General features: G+C 35.3%; 18 protein-coding genes and 2 pseudogenes. 17 read left to right on the forward strand and 3 right to left on the reverse strand.

Annotation, left to right across the window (positions count from 1 at the left end):
- Positions 1 to 34 precede the first annotated feature (34 nt).
- On the reverse strand, positions 35 to 2,668 hold the full coding sequence (gene pepN, locus J3U19_RS00760) for an aminopeptidase N (protein WP_267339545.1): 2,634 nt from the start codon (positions 2,666 to 2,668) through the stop codon (positions 35 to 37).
- A 157-nt stretch (positions 2,669 to 2,825) separates the two neighbouring features.
- Between pepN and pncB the strand changes: the two genes are divergently transcribed.
- The 6 genes from pncB to mdtH all read left to right on the forward strand — a co-directional run bounded on the left by pncB (position 2,826) and on the right by mdtH (position 10,244).
- Positions 2,826 to 4,019, forward strand: a complete 1,194-nt coding sequence (gene pncB / locus J3U19_RS00765; protein WP_267345192.1) for a nicotinate phosphoribosyltransferase — start codon at positions 2,826 to 2,828, stop codon at positions 4,017 to 4,019.
- Positions 4,020 to 4,170: 151 nt separating this feature from the next.
- Entirely contained in the window at positions 4,171 to 5,574 is a 1,404-nt protein-coding gene (asnS, locus tag J3U19_RS00770; protein WP_267345193.1) for an asparagine--tRNA ligase, read from the forward strand.
- Positions 5,575 to 5,870: 296 nt separating this feature from the next.
- On the forward strand, positions 5,871 to 6,992 hold the full coding sequence (locus J3U19_RS00775) for a porin (RefSeq protein ID WP_267339542.1): 1,122 nt from the start codon (positions 5,871 to 5,873) through the stop codon (positions 6,990 to 6,992).
- A gap of 304 nt (positions 6,993 to 7,296) precedes the next feature.
- Complete coding sequence (locus J3U19_RS00780; RefSeq protein ID WP_267339541.1) at positions 7,297 to 8,436, forward strand: porin; 1,140 nt, start codon at positions 7,297 to 7,299, stop codon at positions 8,434 to 8,436.
- A 137-nt stretch (positions 8,437 to 8,573) separates the two neighbouring features.
- On the forward strand, positions 8,574 to 9,032 hold the full coding sequence (locus J3U19_RS00785; protein ID WP_267345195.1) for a methylglyoxal synthase: 459 nt from the start codon (positions 8,574 to 8,576) through the stop codon (positions 9,030 to 9,032).
- Positions 9,033 to 10,244, forward strand: a complete 1,212-nt coding sequence (gene mdtH / locus J3U19_RS00790) for a multidrug efflux MFS transporter MdtH (protein ID WP_267339539.1) — start codon at positions 9,033 to 9,035, stop codon at positions 10,242 to 10,244.
- On the opposite strand, the gene J3U19_RS00795 is transcribed toward mdtH, so the two are convergent.
- Together J3U19_RS00795 and lpcA are read right to left on the reverse strand one after the other, a co-directional pair.
- Positions 10,210 to 11,001, reverse strand: coding sequence for a class II glutamine amidotransferase (locus J3U19_RS00795; protein WP_267339538.1), 792 nt, complete (start codon positions 10,999 to 11,001; stop codon positions 10,210 to 10,212). The genes mdtH and J3U19_RS00795 overlap by 35 nt on opposite strands.
- 1 nt (position 11,002) lies before the next feature.
- A complete protein-coding gene (gene lpcA / locus J3U19_RS00800) occupies positions 11,003 to 11,581 on the reverse strand; it encodes a D-sedoheptulose 7-phosphate isomerase (protein WP_267339537.1) in 579 nt (192 codons plus the stop codon).
- 381 nt (positions 11,582 to 11,962) lie between these two features.
- Between lpcA and ribE the strand changes: the two genes are divergently transcribed.
- From ribE to gorA, 11 genes and pseudogenes are all read left to right on the forward strand, one after another.
- Complete coding sequence (gene ribE, locus J3U19_RS00805) at positions 11,963 to 12,433, forward strand: 6,7-dimethyl-8-ribityllumazine synthase (RefSeq protein WP_267339536.1); 471 nt, start codon at positions 11,963 to 11,965, stop codon at positions 12,431 to 12,433.
- Positions 12,434 to 12,437: 4 nt separating this feature from the next.
- Complete coding sequence (nusB, locus tag J3U19_RS00810; RefSeq protein WP_267339535.1) at positions 12,438 to 12,857, forward strand: transcription antitermination factor NusB; 420 nt, start codon at positions 12,438 to 12,440, stop codon at positions 12,855 to 12,857.
- A gap of 21 nt (positions 12,858 to 12,878) precedes the next feature.
- A complete protein-coding gene (locus tag J3U19_RS00815) occupies positions 12,879 to 13,934 on the forward strand; it encodes a TrmH family RNA methyltransferase (RefSeq protein WP_267339534.1) in 1,056 nt (351 codons plus the stop codon).
- Positions 13,935 to 14,090: 156 nt separating this feature from the next.
- Positions 14,091 to 14,615, forward strand: coding sequence for a multifunctional transcriptional regulator/nicotinamide-nucleotide adenylyltransferase/ribosylnicotinamide kinase NadR (nadR, locus tag J3U19_RS00820; protein ID WP_267345196.1), 525 nt, complete (start codon positions 14,091 to 14,093; stop codon positions 14,613 to 14,615).
- A gap of 360 nt (positions 14,616 to 14,975) precedes the next feature.
- A complete protein-coding gene (gene ubiE, locus J3U19_RS00825; protein WP_267339532.1) occupies positions 14,976 to 15,752 on the forward strand; it encodes a bifunctional demethylmenaquinone methyltransferase/2-methoxy-6-polyprenyl-1,4-benzoquinol methylase UbiE in 777 nt (258 codons plus the stop codon).
- A gap of 14 nt (positions 15,753 to 15,766) precedes the next feature.
- A pseudogene (gene ubiB / locus J3U19_RS00830) lies at positions 15,767 to 17,263 on the forward strand (ubiquinone biosynthesis regulatory protein kinase UbiB); the annotation flags it as partial.
- A 114-nt stretch (positions 17,264 to 17,377) separates the two neighbouring features.
- A complete protein-coding gene (gene tatA / locus J3U19_RS00835) occupies positions 17,378 to 17,590 on the forward strand; it encodes a twin-arginine translocase TatA/TatE family subunit (RefSeq protein WP_416380320.1) in 213 nt (70 codons plus the stop codon).
- Between the two features lie 3 nt (positions 17,591 to 17,593).
- A pseudogene (gene tatB / locus J3U19_RS00840) lies at positions 17,594 to 17,917 on the forward strand (Sec-independent protein translocase protein TatB); the annotation flags it as partial.
- 14 nt (positions 17,918 to 17,931) lie between these two features.
- A complete protein-coding gene (gene tatC / locus J3U19_RS00845) occupies positions 17,932 to 18,702 on the forward strand; it encodes a twin-arginine translocase subunit TatC (protein WP_267345198.1) in 771 nt (256 codons plus the stop codon).
- A 47-nt stretch (positions 18,703 to 18,749) separates the two neighbouring features.
- On the forward strand, positions 18,750 to 20,174 hold the full coding sequence (gene hldE, locus J3U19_RS00850) for a bifunctional D-glycero-beta-D-manno-heptose-7-phosphate kinase/D-glycero-beta-D-manno-heptose 1-phosphate adenylyltransferase HldE (protein WP_267345200.1): 1,425 nt from the start codon (positions 18,750 to 18,752) through the stop codon (positions 20,172 to 20,174).
- 282 nt (positions 20,175 to 20,456) lie between these two features.
- The gene (gene gorA, locus J3U19_RS00855; RefSeq protein ID WP_267345201.1) at positions 20,457 to 21,809 is read left to right on the forward strand and encodes a glutathione-disulfide reductase; all 1,353 of its coding nucleotides are present in this window, start codon (positions 20,457 to 20,459) and stop codon (positions 21,807 to 21,809) included.
- Positions 21,810 to 21,887: the final 78 nt, after the last annotated feature.

Raw genomic sequence — 21,887 nt, forward strand, 5'->3', positions numbered from 1 at the left:
CTACAATGATTATGTAGGATGATATTTTTCTTGATTATGCCGTTAAGGCTTTACTGATTTTTTCATATAAATCTTTAGAAAGATTATCAAGTTTTAGTAATGTTTCAAGCGCTGTTCGCATCTGTTGTTGTCGTTTTTCGTCATAACGTTTTAATCGAATCAGTGGATCAATTAATCTAGCAGCAACTTGTGGGTTTTTTTGGTTTAACTCAGTTAAAATCTCAACTAAGAAATGATACCCACTGCCGTCTTGTGCATGAAAAGCAACAAGGTTATTATTCACAAAAGCACCAATTAATGCACGGATCCGATTTGGGTTACTCATTGAAAATGAACGGTGAGTTAATAATTTCTTCACAGTTGATAGCACCTCGGTATCAGGACTTGTTGCATTGAGGGATAACCATTTGTCCATTACCAAACCATCTTGATGCCATTTTTCATCAAAATCAGTTAACAATTCATTGGAGCAATCGAGTTGCGTTTTAACTGCTACAGTTAAAGCCGCTAAGCAGTCAGTCATGTTATTTGCTTGATAGTATTGCTGACTTACTAATGTGTTTGCATGGGATTTATTATCAGCATAGGCTAATAAAGTTAAACAGCAGTTTTTAAGTGATCGCTTAGCAATATCTATATGTTCAATATGATAGTCAACAGCTTTATTATTAAAATAAACCGCATTGAGTTCGTCGTTCAGTTCGTTGGCAAAACGGCTTAATAAAAATTGACGAACTTGATAAATGGCGGCTGGATCGATGACCTTAAATAAATTGGCTAATTCGTTTTCAGACGGTAAAGTTAAAATTTGTGCAATTAGAGCTGGATCAGTTGTTTCTGATAATAATACTGCCCTAAAGGCATCTAATACGGATTCTGGTAATGTTAATTCACGATTTTCTTGGTAATTTACGACATTTAAACGAACATATTTTGCCAATAACATTTGGGATGCATCATAACGGCTAAAAGCATTAGTAGCATGTTGCATCAAGAAAATCAGATCATCGTCTAGATAATCATAAGTCAATTTAACTGGCGCTGAAAAATCTCGTAGTAGTGAAATAATTGGTTTTTCATTAATATGGTCAAAAATAAATTGCTGTTTAGGCTGCGTCAGATTTAACACATGGTGAATGGGTTTTCCTTGATATTGTAGTGTCATCACTTGGCCATTATGTTGATATAATTCAATATCTAGTGGAATATGCAGCGCTTGTTTTTCTGCTTGATCTTGAGTTGCAGGGGTATGTTGTTCAACAGTTAAAGTATACTGCTGATTTTTGGGGTCATAACTGTCAGTAACCATTAATTCAGGTGTTCCTGATTGGCTATACCATAATTTAAATTGAGTTAAGTCGATTCCCGATGCATCTTGCATAGCAGCTACAAAATCATCACATGTTGCTGCACTACCGTCATGACGCTCAAAATAGAGCTTCATACCAGCTTGAAATTTGTCTTCTCCTAATAAGGTATGCATCATACGGATAACTTCAGCACCTTTTTCATATACGGTTACTGTGTAAAAATTATTCATCTCAATGACTTGGTCAGGTCGAATAGGGTGTGACATCGGACTTGCATCTTCAGCAAACTGTACTGTGCGCATTAATTTTACATCATCAATCCGCTTAACGGCTCTTGAACCCATATCAGCACTAAATTCTTGATCGCGAAATACCGTTAATCCTTCCTTTAAGCTAAGTTGGAACCAATCTCGACAAGTGACGCGATTACCGGTCCAATTATGAAAATATTCGTGACCAACGACACCTTCTATTCCTAAATAGTCCGTATCGGTTGCAGTTTCTGGTTTGGCTAATATATATTTGGAATTAAAGATATTCAGACCTTTATTTTCCATTGCTCCCATATTGAAAAAATCAACGGCGACAATCATAAAAATATCCAAATCGTATTCTAATCCAAAACGTGTTTCATCCCAGCGCATAGAATTTTTTAAGCTGGCCATAGCCCAATGTGAACGGTCTAAATTACCTTTATCGACATAAATTTCTAAATCAACTTTACGATTAGATTGAGTGGTAAATTGATCTCTTAAGATGTCGAAATCACCTGCAACTAAAGCAAATAGGTAGGCTGGTTTAGGAAAAGGGTCTTGCCATTGAACCCAGTGACGTCCATCAGCAAGTTCACCTTGTGCAATACGGTTACCATTAGAAAGTAGGTAAGGGTAGTTTTGTTTATTGGCGGTAATTCGAGTTGAAAATCGAGCAAGGACATCAGGTCGATCAAGATAATAGGTAATATGTCTAAATCCCTCAGCTTCACATTGAGTACATAGCGCTTCACCCGAAACATATAGTCCTTCTAATCCCGTATTATCAATTGGTTTAATGTCGTTAACTATGGTGAGTATAAATTCACTTGGAACGTTTTGAATGATTAACCCTGTTTTAGTAATTTGATAGTCTTGCCATGGTTGTTCGTTAATATTGATCGAAATGAGCTTAAGGTCTTCGCCATCTAAAATGAGATCTTTTGCTTGCTTGTTTTTTTTCACAACACGACTGCGAGCTATGACTGTCGTGATGTCAGCTGCTAAATCAAAATCAAGATCGATGTCAGTAATAGTAAAATCTGGTGCTTTATAATCAAGACGATATTTGGCAATGGGTTGTAATTCCGCTGTTTTGGTATTCATTTTGTCATGACCTTTTTGGTTGGTATTTAATCTATCTTCTATTTAGTGAGTATTATAGCTGATTAAAAACAATCTTATTACATAATTAATCTATCTCTTCACTATTATTCTGCTATAATCTGAGGAATTTTCTTTATAGTAGTAATAATAGATACATATGTTACCAGCAATAATTACATCAATTTTAGATACTGATGCATATAAGTTGCATATGCAACAAGCCGTTTTTCATCATTACCCTGATGCAACCGTCGTTGCGCAGTTCCGATGTCGTAGTGATGACTTATTAGGGCACTATGCTGATGAAATAATGTATCAAGTAAAATTAATGGAATCATTATCACTTACGGATGATGAATTTAATTATTTATCTGACATTCCTTTTTTTAAATCTGACTATTTAAATTGGCTTAAAAATTGGCACTTTAATAGTGATTTACTCACCATTAAAAACGAAGATGGCATGCTTGAAATTTCGATTGAAGGTAAATGGTTAGATGTTATTTTATGGGAAGTCCCCTTACTTGCGGTAATTAGTGAAATTGTACATAAGGCTCGTTCTCCACAAATTGGCGTACCGGAGGCCATTGCCAGGCTGAAAGATAAATTAGCTCAATTTAATGAAAAAACGGCTAATATGGATAAGTCTGATTTTAATTTAATGGATTTTGGTACGCGTCGGCGTTATTCGTTTGCGGTGCAAGAAGCCGTTGTTAGCTATTTGAAAGATAATTTTGAAAATTTTCATAGCACCAGCAACTATTTACTTGCTTATCGTTTGGGGTTAACGCCTGTTGGAACACAAGCTCATGAATGGTTTCAAGCGCATCAACGATTAAGTCCAATTTTGAAAGATTGCCAAAAAGATGCGCTTCGAGTTTGGTTAGACGAGTATCCTCATGATTTAGATATTGCTTTAACTGATTGTATTACCATGGATGCTTTTTTGCGTGATTTCGATCATCACTTTGCTTCTTGTTATCAAGGTCTTCGTCATGATTCGGGGGACTCTATTGAATGGGGTGAAAAGGCGATTAAACATTATCAAAAATTAGGGATAGATCCTAAGACTAAATTACTTGTTTTTTCTGATAGTTTAAATTTTGATAAAGCTATTAAAATTTATAACCATTTTAATCATCGAGTAAAACTGTCATTTGGTATAGGTGGTTTTTTGGCGTGTGATATTCCTTCAACTGAAGTGAATACCAAAGCATTGAATATTGTAATTAAATTAACGCAATGCAATAATCAATCTGTAGCTAAATTATCTGACAGTCCAGGTAAAACAATATCTCAAGATTTAAATTTTATTGATGAGTTAAAACGAACTTTCAACGTTAAATATTAATAATAACTTATTATTAATCTTATAAATATAAATCCAAAATAAAACTTTTTTAATTGGGGTATTGATTCCATTCTATTATGGGAAATCGTTAAAATATATTAGTATAACTTAAAATTTAATTAAACAAATTAATGTAGAGATGGATAATAAAATGAATTCAGTTGCACCTATTGTTAATGTGTTACAAGGCAAAATCGCTGTTGGTAGCACCGTTTCCGTTCAAGGCTGGGTAAGAACTCGCCGTGATTCTAAGGCAGGTATTTCATTTTTAGCAGTTTATGATGGCTCTTGCTTTTCGCCTATTCAAGCTGTTATCGAAAATAACTTACCTAATTATGAACAAGATATTTTGCGTTTAACCGCGGGTTGCTCGGTTAAAGTCACTGGTAAAGTTGTGGAATCACCAGGGCAGGGACAAAAATACGAATTACAAGCAACGCAGGTTGATGTATATGGTTTTGTTGACGATCCTGAAACGTATCCAATGGCGGCTAAACGTCACTCAATTGAATATTTACGTGAAGTTGCCCATTTACGAGCAAGAACTAATATTGTCGGTGCAATTACGCGTGTTCGTCACACTCTTGCTCAGGCTATTCATCAGTTTTTTGACGAACGTGGCTTTTTTTGGCTTTCTACGCCAATTATTACCGCTTCGGATACCGAAGGTGCTGGCGAGATGTTTCGTGTTTCAACGCTTGATATGTTAAATCTTCCGAAAAACGATAACGGTAAAATTGATTACGATAAAGACTTTTTTGGTAAAGAAGCATTTTTAACGGTATCTGGTCAATTAAATGCTGAAACTTATGCATGTGCGCTTTCAAAAGTTTATACTTTTGGTCCAACTTTTAGAGCTGAGAACTCAAATACTACACGCCATTTAGCTGAGTTTTGGATGATGGAGCCAGAAGTTGCGTTTGCTGATCTTGATGATAACGCTAAACTCGCTGAAGACATGTTGAAATATGTATTTAAGAAAGTACTCGAAAAACGAGCTGACGATATGCAATTTTTCTCTCAACATATTGATAAAGATGCGATTAATCGTCTAGAAAACTTTATTAAGGCTGATTTTGCACAAGTTGATTACACCGATGCCATCACCATTTTACAAAATTGTGATGCTCAATTTGAAAATCCAGTGAGTTGGGGTATTGATTTAGCCTCAGAACATGAACGTTATTTAGCTGAGCAATATTTTAAAGCGCCAGTTGTTGTTAAAAATTACCCTAAAGATATTAAAGCATTTTATATGCGCATGAATGACGATGGTAAAACTGTGGCTGCAATGGATGTGTTAGCACCAGGCATTGGTGAAATCATTGGTGGATCACAACGTGAAGAACGTTTAGATATGTTAGATAAACGTATGGACGAAATGGGTCTTAAAAAAGAAGATTACTGGTGGTATCGTGATTTACGTCGTTATGGCACAGTCCCTCACTCTGGTTTTGGTCTTGGATTTGAACGCTTAATTGTCTATGTTACTGGTGTACAAAATGTCCGAGATGTTATTCCATTCCCAAGAACCCCGCGTAACGCAAACTTCTAAACTGATTATATTTCATACACTAAACCGATTTTAAGTCGGTTTAGATGAAAAAAGCACAATACAGATTCAAAAAAGTATAAAAATTAGTCAAACAGACCCCTTTTTGACATTAGACATCATGTTTAACGAAAAGTTCACTTGATTTTAAGTTAAATTTAGACATAATTCACTCTGCTATGAAAATTGGATAAAAATAATAGACAAAAATATTATTTTTGGATGAATAATCATCGTAGTAGAAATTGACTCAAATCCTATGGACTGTGTCAGCAATAAAATAACCATGAGGGTAAAAAATGAAACGTAATCTATTAGCAATCGCTATTCCTGCACTTTTAGTTGCAGCTGGTGCAAACGCTTCTATCGAAGTATGGAACAAAGACGGCAACAAAGTTGACTTTTATGGTCGAGTAAAAGCAGCTAACAACATCACTGACCGTGGTCAAAAAAATGAAGGTGATGATACTTCAGCTCGTCTAGGTATGTCTGGTCAAACGCAAATCACTGATAGCGTGACTGGATACGGTCGTTGGGAATATGAAGCGGCAGCAGGTAAAAATTCTTCAAACGAAGTTCGTTATGCGTTTGCTGGTTTAAACTTTGGTGACTTAGGTTCATTCGATTATGGTCGTAACGATGGTGTTTTAAAAGCAATCACTGCTTATACTGACGTATTACCACAATTTGGCGGTGATGCAGCGAATAATGATTGGAACGTGCTTTCAGCTCGTACTAAAGCGGTTGCAACTTATCGTAACAACAATCTATTTGGTTTAGCTGATGATATCAGTTTTGCATTACAATATGCTGATAACGGTGATAATTCACAAACTGAAGATTCAGTTCGTGGTGAATCAAGAGAAGCTTATGGTCTTAATGCTCAATGGCGTATTTTTGATACAGGTTTAACAGCAGGTGCAGGTTATGCTCAATCAACTTCAAGCGATCATCGCCATAGCACTTGGACTACTGGTCTTAAATATGAAAATTATGATTTATATTTAGCTGCTAACTATTTCCAAACCAAAATTAAAAATAAATGGATTGTAACTAACAATGCTAATGGTAATAGATATATTTCTGATGAAAAAATCAAAGGTTTTGAATTAGTTGCACAGTATGGTATTGATTTAAATGTGGGTCGCTTAACTCCATCTTTAGCTTACGTACAACATAAAGAAAGTATTGATCATTATCGTTATGCAGATCATTCATCAACCTCACCTTTAGCTAAATATGTTTCTTTAGGTGCAACTTATGATCTAAATAAAAACTTTAGCGCGATTGTTGAATATAAATTCAATCTTCTTGATCGTAAAGATGTCGGTGCTGCAAACAATACTGAAAATTCTCGCGGTCACAAAAACAAACCAGGTACTAAAGATGTGTTAGGTGTTGGTTTAATTTACCAATTCTAATCTCTTAACCCCTATATAAAAGGCACTTAGGTGCCTTTTATATTACCTAATAAAAATTTTTTTAAGCAAAAAAACATTTAATGTTTAAAAAAATTAATATTAAAGATTAAAATAATCGCAAAACCTCAGATTTTATCTAAAGAACATTGTTAAATAGATAGTATATATGATTAAAATCTATTTATAAAAATTAAAATAGATATCACCGTAATAATATAATTGCTATTTTTAGTAGTTAATTATTAAATCCAGAGCAAAGTAATTTGCTTTTTTAATAATAAAATATACCTACGAGGGTAACAAAATGAAACGTAATCTATTAGCAATCGCTATCCCTGCGCTTTTAATTGCAGGTACAGCTAACGCTTCTATTGAAGTATGGAACAAAGATGGAAATAAAGTTGACTTTTATGGTCGAGTTTATGCTTTAAACTATATTACTGATCGCAACAATCAAACTGGCGAAGGTGACAAAACTACCGCTCGTTTAGGCATGTCAGGACAAACACAAATCACTGACAGTTTAACAGGTTATGGTCGTTGGGAATATGAAGCAAAAACAGGTAAAGACGCTGATAACGAAACTCGTTATGCATTTGCTGGTTTAAACTTTGGTGATTTTGGTTCATTCGATTATGGTCGTAATGATGGTGTGTTAAAAACGTTAACTTCCTACACTGATGTTTTACCAGAATTTGGTGGAGATGCATCAAACAATGATTTTTATGCATTAACTGCACGTACTAAAGCTGTAGCAACTTACCGTAATTCAGATTTCTTCGGTCTAGTTGATGGTTTACGTTTTGCTGTTCAATACGCTGACAATGGTGATAACAGTTCAACTGATCATTTCAATAGACAAACTCAAAATGGTCACAATAGTGCCGAAGCATGGGGTTCAGTTGTAGATTGGGATGTGCTTGATACTGGTTTAACTGTTGGTGCAGGTTATGCACAAACAGGCGGTCATAAAGATGCTAAATCATGGTCAGCTGGTGTTAAATATGACAACAACAACATATATTTAGCAGCACTTTACATTGAAGGTAAGCAAAAATATGGTTGGAACAATGCTTCAACAAATCGTCGTGCTGATGATTTGAAAACTAAAGGATTTGAAATTGTAGCACAATATGGTATTGACTTTGATATTGGTCGTTTAACTCCATCTGTTGCTTATATCCAACATAAAGTTAAAGATGCGTCTAGCTTAACAAGTGATGCGGGTCTTAAAGGTAATGATTTAGCTAAATATGTTGATGTTGGTTTAACTTATGACTTCAACAAAAATTTATCAGCAATTGTTGATTATAAAATCAACTTGTTAGATAAGGATGATATTGGCGCACGTCGTGCTTTATATGAAGATGGTACATTTACTAAGTCTCAAATTAAAGCAACTGCCAAAGATACCGTTGCACTTGGTTTAATCTATCAATTCTAATTAGTTGTAACTGGTTAAAGTTTAAAAAGGCACTTCGGTGCCTTTTTTATTATCTATTGATTAATAAATATCCCTTGCACTTTAATTCATACTCTGTTAAAAAATTAAAAAAAATAATAAAGAATTAGGATAAAAAAATGCGTTATACCACTCGTAAATTACCTGCAAAAAAAAATATTGCGTTAGTTGCACACGATCACTTGAAAGAATCATTACTAACCTGGTGTCAAAAAAATAGTGAAAAGCTTGCACATCATAATTTATGGGGTACAGGAACAACTGGCAGATTAATAAAAAAAGAGATCGGATTAAATATTACGCCAATGCTTAGTGGTCCAATGGGTGGAGATCAGCAAATTGGCGCTTTAATCGCAGAAGGTAAAATTGATATGCTTATCTTCTTTTGGGATCCACTTAACGCCGCACCGCATGATCCAGATGTTAAAGCGTTACTGCGGTTAGCAACAGTTTGGAATATTCCTGTTGCAACTAATCAAGCTACTGCTAATGCATTAATTCAATCAGCAATGTTTGAACATGAAGTCGATATCGAAATTCCTGATTACCAAGGTTATTTAATCGAAAGAGTCCAGTAAATGCCAATACCATCTCAAATTCGCAAAACTGGCAGACAAATACTCTTGTTAGATAATTTATTTATTGTTTTAGGTTTTTATGTCGTTTTTCCTCTGGTTTCAACGCATTTTGTAAGTCAAGTTGGATGGAGTGCCCTCTTTGTCGGTTTTGCTTTAGGTCTTCGACAATTTGTGCAACAAGGTTTTGGCATTATTGGTGGTGCGATAGCGGATCGTTTTGGCGCAAAACCAATGATTGTTACAGGAATGTTTTTGCGTTGTATCGGATTTATTTCGATGGCGATTGCTAATGAACCTTGGCTATTATTACTTTCTTGTTTGCTTTCCGCATTAGGAGGGTTACTCTTTGATCCTCCTCGAATGGGATTAACCATTAAATTTACTCGTCCACATGAGCGAGGCAAATTTATTTCGTTATTAATGATACAAGATAATGCCGGGGCAGTTATTGGTGCGCTTATTGGTGGAATTCTGATTGATTATGACTTTCATTTAGTTTGTTGGTGTGGGGCTTTCATTTTTTTCTTGTGCGGTATTTTCAACATGTTCTTTTTGCCAGCTTACCATATTGCCATAGGTAAAGCCTCGATTATTAATGGTATGAAAATGGTTGTAAAAGATAAGAAATTTACCAGTTATGTGCTTACTTTGACCGGCTATTATGTATTATGGGTACAAATAATGTTGATGTTACCGCTCACTATAACTCAGGTATCTGGTAGCCCTAGTTATGTAAAATGGATGTATGCAATTCAAGCTTGTATATCACTAGTATTGCTTTATCCACTAGCACGTTTAAGTGAAAAATATTTTAGATTAGATCAACGTCTTAAATTCGGTCTGTTCTTGATGTCATTTGCTTTCATCATTATTGGTTTCACTACACATTTATCTATGCTTTTATCACTAATTGCACTATTTTATTTAGGAGCAATTATTGCTGAACCTGCCCGAGAAACATTATCAACGGTCCTAACGAATCCTAAAGCTAAAGGCAGTTATATGGGATTTAGTCGGTTAGGACTTGCCCTAGGTGGATTTATGGGTTATACCGGTGCAGGATGGCTTTATGATATTGCCATACAGATTGGTTTTCCGCATCTGCCTTGGATTATTTTAACTTTTATTGGTTTAGTAACATTAGCCTATTTACAATATCTATTCAAAAATGAACCACCTATGGTTCGCATAAAGATGAAAAAGATTGGATAATTTCACCATTTTTAAACAAGATTGCTTCGCTTCTATCAAGTTTATGCCAAGTCTCATTTGATGTTAAAGGTAAGGTAGAAATAATGGTAACTACATCATTCGGTGTTGTATGTTTTTGAAAATCAATTTCTACATCTTCATCAAGTAATTTTGCTTTGCCAAATGGCGCTCTACGGGTTATCCAATGCAGATTAGTGGTACAGTAAGCAAGTACAAACTGCCCATCAGAAAGTAACATATTGAATATTCCTTGCTCACTTAGCTTATCAGCACAAAGTTTGATAAAGCGAAATAAAACGAGAACATCACAGGGTTGCTGAGGGAATTTTTGGTGTAATTGGTTAATTAAATAACAAAAAGCATATTCGCTATCTGTTTCACCTATTGGTTGAAAAAAACCTGTATTGAGATCTTGGTAATCAGTCAGTTGACCATTGTGGGCAAAAGTCCAATTTTTTCCCCACAACTGACGGGTAAATGGATGGGTATTTTCAAGTGCAACAGCGCCACGATTAGCTTGTCGAATATGTGCAACTACTGCTTTAGATTTGATAGGATACTCTTGAACCATTTTGGCGATAGCAGAGTAACTACAAGGTTCGGGATCTTTGAATGTTCGGCAACCTTTGCCTTCATAGAAAGTGATTCCCCAGCCATCTTTATGGGGACCTTTATCTCCACCTCTTTTAATTAAACTGGTGAAACTAAAGCAGATATCTGTTGGCACATTAGCACTCATACCCAACAATTCACACATTTTATTTGATCATCTCTTTTTCAATAAGCAAAATAAGAATATGAATAACTTTAATATGGATTTCTTGTACGCGATCAGCATAGCCAAAATGCGGAACACGGATATCCACATCAGCAAGACCATTCATTTTTCCGCCATCTTTACCAGTGAGTGTAATGATCTTCATGCCTTTTTGTTTAGCCGCTTCAATGGCTTTAATAACATTAGTTGAATTGCCTGAAGTTGAAATGCCAAGTAGTACATCACCTTTATTACCCACACCTTCCACGTAGCGTGAAAAAATATAATCAAATCCGTAATCATTACCTACACATGAAATATGGCTCACATCAGATATTGCAATCGCTGGATATGAAGGACGATTATCACGAAAACGACCCGTTAACTCTTCAGCAAAATGCATAGCATCACAATGAGAACCGCCATTACCGCACGATAGAACCTTACCGCCTTGCTTAAATGAATCGGCAATTAATACCGCTGCTTGTTGAATAACTTCAAGATTTTTATCATCCGAAACAAAGTTTGTTAATACTTCAATAGCTTGGGTTAATTCATTTCGAATATTATTAATATACATCAGTCTTACCTCATAAGTAAAAAAAGCTTTTTACCATTTTAGTTTTTTCCTAACTGCTTGCAAGTGATAATAAAAATTAAATGCCAAATTGTGTAAAAAAGTTTCAGGTAAGATATATGTTTAAGTAAAAATTGAAGAGGAATTGAGCATAAATGAGTCGATAAATTAAAGGAATTTTTTTGTTAACAAGTAATAAAAAATTACTTTGTATTAATAGACAAAATATTTGTATTTCTTTTCCAATAAATTGTTAGATAAAGCTTGTTGGAGGCGTTATTTGTTAATAGGATAAGCCGTTAAATTGTGGTACAATTTTTCCGGAAAATTTTCACAAATAAAAATAGTGAAATTGCATTTAAAATCAATAGATAAGGAATTAATATGCAAACTGTAACAGGTCAAGTTGCTGCACCTAATGCTAAAGTTGCCATTATAGTGGCTCGATTTAATCAATTTATTAATGAAAGTTTGGTCAATGGTGCTGTTGATGCGTTAACTCGTATCGGTCAAGTTGACGAAAAAAACATTACGGTAATTTGGGTGCCAGGTGCTTACGAAATTCCCTTAACCGCTAAAGTTGCAGCTCAATCAAAAAAATACGATGCAATTGTGGCGTTAGGTACAGTTATTCGTGGTAGCACTGCACATTTTGACTTTGTTGCGGGCGAATCAAGTTCTGGATTATTGAGTGCAAGTTTGGATCATACTCTTCCCGTAGGATTTGGTATTTTAACAACCGAATCTATTGAACAAGCTATTGAACGTGCAGGTACAAAAGCTGGCAATAAAGGTGCCGAAGCAGCGTTAACTGCATTAGAAATGCTAAATATTATCAAAGCAATTAAGGAGTAATTTAGTGGCATTAGTTAATCCTCGTCGTCGAGCAAGAGAGTGTGCAGTACAGGCTATATACTCTTGGCAAGTTTCTAGAAACGATCTTGCGGATGTTGAGACCAGTTTTATTGCAGAACAAGATATGAAAGGTGTTGATACTAAGTATTTTCGTGAACTATTACATGGCGTGGCTAAAAACACCGTGGAATTAGACGAAAAAATGGCACCTTATCTCACTGAGCGTAAAGTCGAAGAGCTAGGTCAGATTGAACTCGCCATATTACGCATTGCACTTTATGAATTATTAAAGCGTCAGGATGTGCCTTATAAAGTAGTAATAAACGAAGCGATAGACTTGACGAAAACATTCGGTGCTGCTGATAGCCATAAATTTGTTAATGGTGTATTAGATAAAATAGCGCCAACCATCCGAACGCGATAACCGATTAATTGTGAGATTGATATGACCGACAATACTGAAAAAAGTAAACCAACTATTTTTTACGCTAAACATAGCGAGCCGAAAAAACACTCTCGGGCTAATAAAGAAAAATCAAATGGATGGAAAGAGAGGCGTAAAAATGATGCATTTCAGTCTAAACCGAAACGCGATCGTAATGACCGTATTGAAACATTTCAAGCGCGCAGTGATAGACCTAAGTTTGCAAAACAGAGTATTGTTATAGAATTAAATCGATCTCCATCGGAATTTGAACATGATTCGCCATGGCAGAAGAAAGTACGTGCGAATGACCAAACTCCAACATTTGGTTATGATGGATATCGACAACGTAAAGAAGAAACCTTAGTTTACAGCGAAAATAGCTGTAAAGCCGTTTTCAAACATCGACGCAGCGCTATTGTGAAATTATTTATTATCCAAGAGATGACTTACCAGTTTAAAGAGTTAATTAACTGGTTAGTTCAGGAGCGTTTAGGTTATGATATTGTTTCGAATGAACAGCTCAATAAAATAACTCAAACACAGCATCATGGTGGTGTTTGTTTAATTGCTAAAAAACGTGCTCCATTAACTTTATTCAATTATTTAGATGAAAAAAGTGATGCAAATAAGGATTGTATTTTAGCTATTGATGATGTTAATAATCCGCATAATTTAGGTGGATTGATAAGAAGTGCGGCTTTTTATGATGTAAATGCTGTCATGTTACGTCAATCAAATCTGCTTGATAGCGGTGCTGCAATGCGAGTATCAGAAGGCGGCATTGAAGCAGTAGAATCAATTAAAAGTGACGATTTTCTTGCTTCGCTTGATATCTTAAAGCAACGTGGTTATCAAATTGTTGCTTTGCTACCTTGTCAAACTAAATCGATAGATTCTAGCGAGTTACATAAAGTTCAATTTGATAAGAAAGTTGTTTTGGTTATTTTTCAGCAAATTAATATGAAACTGGTCAACTGTGCTGATGTCGTTGTACATTTGAAAGGTAATGATAATATGCCGGCGCTGAATATCTCAGTGGCTACAGGGATCTTATTATCAAATTTATATAGATAATGAACTGTGAATTTATCAATCATTATCATATCGTTTCATTGAAAAAACTGAGAAATTTTTGGTGAAATATATTTTATAGCAATATTTGATTAGAAATCGCTCTATTTTTCTGTACATTGTTAACAAATAAAGCATATAAATGTGTTGGTATTTATTATGGGCTCAAAGTACAAAATTGGTATGATTTTTGGTAAGTTTTATCCCTTACATTATGGTCATATCTATTTAATTGAACAAGCTATGACGCAAGTTGATGAACTGCATGTTTTTCTGGGTTGTGAAGCGACACGAGATAAGAAACTTTTTGAGAAAAGCCATCTACCAAGACAACCTCAAGTGAGCGATCGCTTTTCATGGTTGAAAGAAACGTTTAAAGACCGTCATAATATTCATGTACATGTTTTAGATGAAGCGGGAATTGAGTCTTATCCCAATGGCTGGAAAGATTGGAGCGATCGCGTTAAACATATTTTATCTAAGCATAACATTAAACCTAATGTTGTCTTCACTAGTGAACCACAAGATGTTAAAAATTATGAATTCTATTTCGGCTGTCCAGTAGTTATTGTTGATGCTGATCGTAATTTTATGAACATCAGTGCGACACAAATTCGTCAAAATCCTTATAAATATGGGTCATTTATTGCTGATGCAGCTAAACCATTTTTTGATAAAAAGTAGCAATTTATTGTTGGATAAATTCAATGAGTTAGTATTGAAATTCACCTACATTTACACTACATAATATATCAGTAATGGTATATATAATGCGAGATTTTAACTCCAATAATTAACATTGTCTTAAAAAAACTGACCGTACTCGCATTGCAATTTTGCATAGGGGATGCCATTCAATAGCAATAGAAAATAGCAATAAATTGATTTTATCATATTAATTTTGATACGTTAGTCCAATAATACACACTTCTTTTTAAAAAAGAAGGGAAAGATCTAAAATGGAGTTATCATTTTGATTTAGTTCATCACATTTATTCATGCTTGTGTTAAAATAAGCTAAATCTTTATGATAGGTAAATTTATATGTCTCAATCATTTGACAATCAAAATAATAACAATCAAGAAAAAATTGATTTTGGTTATCGACAAGTCTTAAAAGAAGAAAAAGTCAAACGTGTCGCCGATGTATTTCATTCTGTTGCGGATAAATATGATGTAATGAATGATTTGATGTCATTTGGTATTCATCGTATTTGGAAAAAAATCACCATTGAATATAGCAGTGTTCGCAAAGGTCAAAAAGTGTTAGACCTTGCTGGAGGAACAGGAGATTTAACTGCAAAATTTTCTCAACTTGTTGGTGACAATGGCTTAGTTGTTTTAGCAGATATCAATGAATCCATGTTAAAAGTTGGACGTGATAAACTGCGTGATAAAGGACTATTTAAAAATATTGAATACGTTCAGGCAAATGCTGAAGAATTACCTTTCGCGGATAACTATTTTGATTGTATTACCATTTCCTTTGGTCTTCGTAATGTTACTGATAAAGACAAAGCATTACAATCTATGTGGCGAGTATTAAAGCCAGGTGGACGTTTACTCATTTTGGAATTTTCTAAACCACAATACAAAATTCTTAATAAAGCTTATGATCTTTATTCCTTTACTATGTTACCTTTAATGGGCAAAATTGTGGCAAATGATTCTGATAGTTATCGCTATTTAGCAGAATCAATCCGCATGCATCCAAATCAAAATACCTTAAAAAAAATGATGGAAAATGCAGGCTTTGTTGATGTTAAATACCACAACATGACAGGTGGAATTGTCGCATTACACACTGGCTTTAAATTTTGAAGCGATGACAGATAATGATATTTTTTCGACTATATAAAATAATAACAGTATTTCATGCTTATCGTTTAAATGAGCTTTTGCCAGCACATCGATTATCAAACTGGCTACGCTTTTTATCGCTTTGTCTATTTTGGGTCAAACCTAAGGCCAAGCAACAAGCAATTGGCGAACGTTTACGTCAAGCCTTACAGGAGTTAGGACCTGTTTGGATAAAATTTGGGCAGATGATCTCAACTCGACGTGATGTGTTACCTAAACAGATTGCTGATGCATTAGCAAAATTACAAGATCAGGTTGACCCCTTTGACGGTAAAATTGCTAAACAACTTATTGAACAAGCACTTGAACAACCAATTGATTATTATTTTGCAAATTTTGATGAAAAGCCATTAGCATCAGCATCAATAGCACAAGTACATACTGCTATTTTAAAACATAGCCAATCTGAAATCGTAATAAAAGTATTACGTCCTGATATTCTGCCAGTAATTCAAGCCGATATTAGTTTAATGTATTGGGTGGCAAAACAATTTACTAAGCGTATAAAGCATGGTGAGAAATTACGCGCCATTGAAATTGTGCGTGATTATGAGTCAACTTTATTAAAAGAGCTCGATTTGCTGCAAGAGGCTTACAATACTGCTAAATTACGAGCAAATTTTATCAATAGTAATATTTTATATATCCCTTATGTATATGAAAATTTATGCCGTAAAAATGTTCTTGTTGAAGAACGCATCAAAGGAATTCCTATTGCCAATATTGATCAGCTTAAGCACCACAATATCGACATGAAATTACTTGCCCAGCGTGGCGTCCAAGCCTTTTTTACTCAAGTATTTCGGGATAATTTTTTTCATGCAGATATGCATCCAGGTAATATTTTTGTTGATATCTCTGATCCTAACGATCCTCGCTATATTGGTATTGACTGTGCAATTGTTGGTATATTAAGTGAAGATGATCAGCGTTATCTTGCTGAAAATTTCTTAGCCTTTTTTAATCGCGATTATCGAAAAATAGCGGAAACTTATATTGCTTCTGGCTGGGTACCTGAAACAACCGATATTATGGCTCTTGAAAGAGCTATGCGAAATGTTTGTGAGCCTGCTTTTGCTAAACCACTAGCTGAAATATCATTTTCACAAATTTTATTGCAACTATTTGAGGTTGCACGTCAATTTGAGATGGATATCCAACCACAATTAATACTTCTTGAAAAAACACTATTTTATATTGAAGGTTTGGGTCGCCAGCTTTATCCTGAACTTGATTTATGGCAAACCGCAAAACCTTTTTTGGAAAAATGGTATGAAGATAAATATAGTGCGCAAAAGCTATTGCAACAAGCTTGGGCTTCACTACCACAGTGGCGTGCTATCTTGCCTCAATTACCAGTAAAATTGAATGATTATGAGCGAATTACCAAACAGATGAATGCCCAACTAAAACAAATTAACCGAGAATTGCAACAAAGTAAAAGATGTCAGCAATATTTAATGGCAATACTTGCTTTAATCGGTGTTATTGGAATGGTACTGTTCATACTTCATTAATCGGTACTGTTTGGAATCTTATCATTTAAGTGTATAATTTAAATATCAACTTTAATGGAGAAAAATATTATGATGCCAAGTCTACCCCAGCTACTCATATTAATTGCAGTTGTTGTGTTATTATTTGGAACCAAAAAGTTACGCTCATTGGGCTCTGACCTTGGCGCATCAATCAAAGGCTTTAAAAAAGCCATGAATGATGATGATAAGCCAGAAAGCAGTAATTCAGCGAAAGTCGAAAATCTTGATTCGACCGATGACAATAATTCTAAAAAAGAGTAACGCGTGTTTGACATTAGCTTTGGTCAACTATTATTATTATTAATTATTGGACTGGTGGTATTAGGGCCGGAGCGGTTGCCTGTTGCAATTAAAACTGTTGCTGGTTGGATAAAAGTATTGCGCCGCATGTCAGCAACAGTGCAACTGGAATTAAACAAAGAACTAAAATTGCAAGAGCTGCAAGACAGTTTAAAAAAGGCTGAACAAAGCGGTTTAAAATCTCTGACTCCAGAAATTCAGGAATCCATTGATGACTTAAAACGCGTAACAGAATCGTTACAAAAAGAGATCGATTTGGCCACTCAATTGGATCCTCAAATTCACTCAGATAAAGATAAATCATGACTGACGACGCTACACAACCTTTAATTGGACATCTTGTCGAACTCAGAGCACGGCTGCTACGTTGTATTATTTGTATTCTAGTCGTATTTGCTGGTTTGCTCTATTTTTCTAATGAAATTTATCATATTGTGGCTAATCCACTTATCAGCCAGCTACCACAAGGTAGCAGTATGATCGCAACGGATATTGCTGCACCATTTTTTACCCCCATTAAATTAACTGCTGTAGTAGCGATATTTATCTCAATTCCTTATGTACTTTACCAAGTATGGGGATTTGTTGCCCCCGCTTTGTATCAGCATGAAAAACGTCTGGTCATGCCATTAATTGTATCTAGCACCATTCTTTTTTATCTTGGTATTGCATTTGCTTATTTTGTAGTATTTCCGCTGGCATTTTATTTTTTTATTCATACGGCACCTGTTGATGTAGCAATTAATACTGATATCACGAAATATCTTGATTTTGTGATGACACTTTTTATTGTATTTGGCTTCGCTTTTGAAGTCCCGGTTGCCATTATATTACTCTGTTGGACAGGTATAACTACGCCTCAAAGCTTACGTAAAAAACGCCCATATATTATTGTCGGGGTGTTTGCTGTTGCTATGTTTGTCACACCTCCAGATGTCTTTTCTCAAATTTTATTAGCTGTACCTATCTGTCTGCTTTTCGAAATTGGTACTTTCTTTGCTCGTTTTTACCAACCACGTCAACACCAAGACAGTGAAGAAGATAATTTTGCATCGAATGATGATGAAAAGTAATTACAGATAGCTATGATTCAAATAACCAGTAAGGATAACTAATCATAATGAAAACGTCATTACCTGATTTTAACCGTGCTAATGTACTAGTTGTGGGTGATATCATGCTCGATCGCTATTGGTATGGAAGCACTAATCGCATATCGCCTGAAGCGCCTGTACCGGTGGTCAAAATTGATGCATTAGAAGAAAGACCTGGTGGAGCTGCCAATGTTGCAATGAATATCACCTCACTGTGTGGTAATGCCCGTCTAATTGGTTTAACGGGAATTGACGAACCGGCCAAAATTCTTAATGAACAATTAATAAAACATAAAGTGCAATGTGATTTTGTATCAGTTTCGACACATCCGACTATTACCAAATTACGCGTTTTATCTCGCAATCAGCAATTGATTCGTATTGATTTTGAAGAAGGGTTTGGCAATGTTGATTCCAAGTCTATGCTTGAACGCATTCAAACCGCATTAGAAACACATAAAGTTATGGTCTTGTCGGATTATGCCAAAGGCGCGTTATCAGCGGTGCAAACTATGATAAAATTGGCTAATCAAATTAATGTTCCGGTATTGGTCGACCCTAAAGGTACGGATTTTGAACGTTACCGTGGTGCTACATTATTGACTCCAAATATGTCGGAATTTGAAGCCGTAGTCGGTCAATGTCAAACAGAAGAAGATATTGTAGAAAAAGGTTATCAACTGATTAAACAATATGATCTAAAAGCACTATTAGTTACTCGTAGTGAAAAAGGGATGACTTTGTTGCAATTAAACAAACCGATTTATCATCTACCAACCCAAGCTAAGGAAGTTTTTGATGTAACTGGCGCAGGGGATACGGTTATTGCTACATTAGCTACTGCTTTAGCGGCAGGTCAATCATTAGAAGAAAGCTGTTTCCTAGCCAATGCTGCAGCAGGTGTAGTGGTTGGTAAACTGGGCACATCAACAGTTTCACAAGTTGAACTTAGCAACGCCATCCGTGCTCGATCAGATGATGGTTTTGGTGTAATGACTGAAGATGAGCTTAAAGAAGAAGTTAGAAAAGCGCGTATGCGTGGCGAAAAAATCGTGATGACCAATGGTTGTTTTGACATTCTGCATGCAGGACATGTATCTTACCTTGCTAATGCGAGAAAACTCGGCGATCGTCTCATCGTTGCTGTTAACAGTGATGCATCGGTAAAACAATTAAAAGGTGAATCAAGACCCATTAATCCACTTATGCAGCGTATGATTGTACTAGGTGCACTGGATTCTGTTGATTGGGTGGTGCCATTTGAAGAGGAAACTCCACAACGTCTAATTGCCAAAATCTTGCCAGATGTATTAGTCAAAGGTGGCGATTATAAACCTGAAGATATTGCTGGAGGCAAAGAAGTCACTGCTGCTGGTGGTACAGTAAAAGTCCTCAATTTTGAAGATGGTTGCTCAACCACCTACATTATTAATGCAATAAAAAACCGCTAATTTTCTATGATACAATCGGTTACTGAGATAAGTAGCCGATTGTTTGTCAAAATTACACTAATCAATGTTTTATACTCTTCTCTGTTTAATATTAATGATAAGCAGTTAATAGAATTAAATATCTTCTTAGTACCTAAACTACTAATAAATTGGTTTTTTATTCAATATAGGTAAGATCAATCGTTAATATCTATTATTAAATTTTATAATTAACACTTTTTTTATTATTCACTTTGTGCAAAGCTATTAGATAAATTAGAGAAAGTTTATAGAGGTTATTTAATGACTAAACATTATGATTATATAGCAATTGGTGGTGGAAGTGGTGGTATAGCATCAGTAAACCGAGCGGCATCATACGGTAAAAAATGTGCAATTATAGAGGCAAAATTATTAGGTGGAACATGTGTTAACGTAGGTTGTGTACCTAAAAAAGTGATGTGGTATGGGGCACAAATTGCCGAAGCGATTAATCACTACGGTCCAGATTATGGCTTTGATGCAACTATTAACCAATTTAGCTGGGATAAATTACTTGATAGCCGAAATGCCTATATTGATCGTATTCATCAATCTTATGATCGTGTTTTAACTAATAACAATATTGATATCATTTATGGTTATGCTAAATTTATCGATGCCCATACAATAGAAGTAAATGGTGAACTCTATAGTGCCGATCATATCTTAATTGCAGTAGGGGGTAAACCGACTGTACCCAATATCCCTGGCGCACAATATGGCACTACCTCGGATGGTTTTTTTGCATTAAAATCCTTGCCTAAACGAGTTGCTGTTGTTGGTGCAGGATATATTGCTTGTGAAATCGCTGGAGTTGTGCATGCATTAGGATCCGAAACGCATCAATTTATTCGTCAAGCAACACCATTAAGATCTTTTGATCCGTTGATTATTAAAACGCTAATGGAAGTGATAACTGCTGAAGGACAGCATCTACATACTTTTGCCATTCCACAATCAGTCACTAAAAATAGCGATGGTAGTTTAACTTTAACCCTAGAAAATGGTGAAAGTTATACTGTTGATTGTTTAATTTGGGCAATAGGTCGTGAACCCGCTACACAGGATATGAATTTATTTGCTGCAGGTATTGAAGTTAATGATAAAGGATTTATTACAGTAGATAAATTCCAAAATACGAACGTACCTGGCATTTATTCTGTTGGTGATGATACAGGTGCAATGGCGCTAACTCCCGTCGCTGTTGCCGCTGGGCGTCGTTTATCGGAAAGATTGTTCAATAACAAACCTGATGAACATCTAGACTACACTAACATTCCAACCGTGGTATTTACACATCCTGCTATTGGCACTGTAGGCTTAACCGAACCGCAAGCGATTTTAGAATACGGTGATGAAAACGTCAAAGTTTACACCTCAAGCTTTACTGCTATGTATACAGCTGTGACAAGTCATCGCCAACCTTGCCGAATGAAATTGGTTTGTGTTGGACCGGATGAAAAAATTGTTGGAATACATGGTATAGGTTATGGTATGGACGAAATGTTGCAAGGGTTTGCTGTAGCACTTAAAATGGGTGCTACTAAAAAAGACTTTGATAACACCGTCGCTATCCACCCGACAGCTGCAGAAGAGTTCGTTACTATGCGTTAACGGTAACGATTGAAGTAATAAAAAAAGCAGGGTAATTATCCTGCTTTATTTGCTTTTATTGCTTTTTCGCGATTATGG

This window comes from Gilliamella sp. B2828, from assembly GCF_026537125.1.
Taxonomy (GTDB): domain Bacteria; phylum Pseudomonadota; class Gammaproteobacteria; order Enterobacterales; family Orbaceae; genus Gilliamella.

Excerpts from the sequence above, each read along its gene's own strand:
- pepN (WP_267339545.1), bottom strand. The coding sequence starts at position 2,668 with ATGAATACCAAAACAGCGGAATTACAACCCATTGCCAAATATCGTCTT.
- ubiE (WP_267339532.1), top strand. The coding sequence starts at position 14,976 with ATGTCTCAATCATTTGACAATCAAAATAATAACAATCAAGAAAAAATT.
- gorA (WP_267345201.1), top strand. The coding sequence starts at position 20,457 with ATGACTAAACATTATGATTATATAGCAATTGGTGGTGGAAGTGGTGGT.
- J3U19_RS00775 (WP_267339542.1), top strand. The coding sequence starts at position 5,871 with ATGAAACGTAATCTATTAGCAATCGCTATTCCTGCACTTTTAGTTGCA.
- J3U19_RS00815 (WP_267339534.1), top strand. The coding sequence starts at position 12,879 with ATGACCGACAATACTGAAAAAAGTAAACCAACTATTTTTTACGCTAAA.
- J3U19_RS00795 (WP_267339538.1), bottom strand. The coding sequence starts at position 11,001 with ATGTGTGAATTGTTGGGTATGAGTGCTAATGTGCCAACAGATATCTGC.
- pncB (WP_267345192.1), top strand. The coding sequence starts at position 2,826 with ATGTTACCAGCAATAATTACATCAATTTTAGATACTGATGCATATAAG.
- hldE (WP_267345200.1), top strand. The coding sequence starts at position 18,750 with ATGAAAACGTCATTACCTGATTTTAACCGTGCTAATGTACTAGTTGTG.
- lpcA (WP_267339537.1), bottom strand. The coding sequence starts at position 11,581 with ATGTATATTAATAATATTCGAAATGAATTAACCCAAGCTATTGAAGTA.
- asnS (WP_267345193.1), top strand. The coding sequence starts at position 4,171 with ATGAATTCAGTTGCACCTATTGTTAATGTGTTACAAGGCAAAATCGCT.
- J3U19_RS00780 (WP_267339541.1), top strand. The coding sequence starts at position 7,297 with ATGAAACGTAATCTATTAGCAATCGCTATCCCTGCGCTTTTAATTGCA.
- tatA (WP_416380320.1), top strand. The coding sequence starts at position 17,378 with ATGATGCCAAGTCTACCCCAGCTACTCATATTAATTGCAGTTGTTGTG.
- ribE (WP_267339536.1), top strand. The coding sequence starts at position 11,963 with ATGCAAACTGTAACAGGTCAAGTTGCTGCACCTAATGCTAAAGTTGCC.
- tatC (WP_267345198.1), top strand. The coding sequence starts at position 17,932 with ATGACTGACGACGCTACACAACCTTTAATTGGACATCTTGTCGAACTC.
- mdtH (WP_267339539.1), top strand. The coding sequence starts at position 9,033 with ATGCCAATACCATCTCAAATTCGCAAAACTGGCAGACAAATACTCTTG.
- J3U19_RS00785 (WP_267345195.1), top strand. The coding sequence starts at position 8,574 with ATGCGTTATACCACTCGTAAATTACCTGCAAAAAAAAATATTGCGTTA.
- nadR (WP_267345196.1), top strand. The coding sequence starts at position 14,091 with ATGGGCTCAAAGTACAAAATTGGTATGATTTTTGGTAAGTTTTATCCC.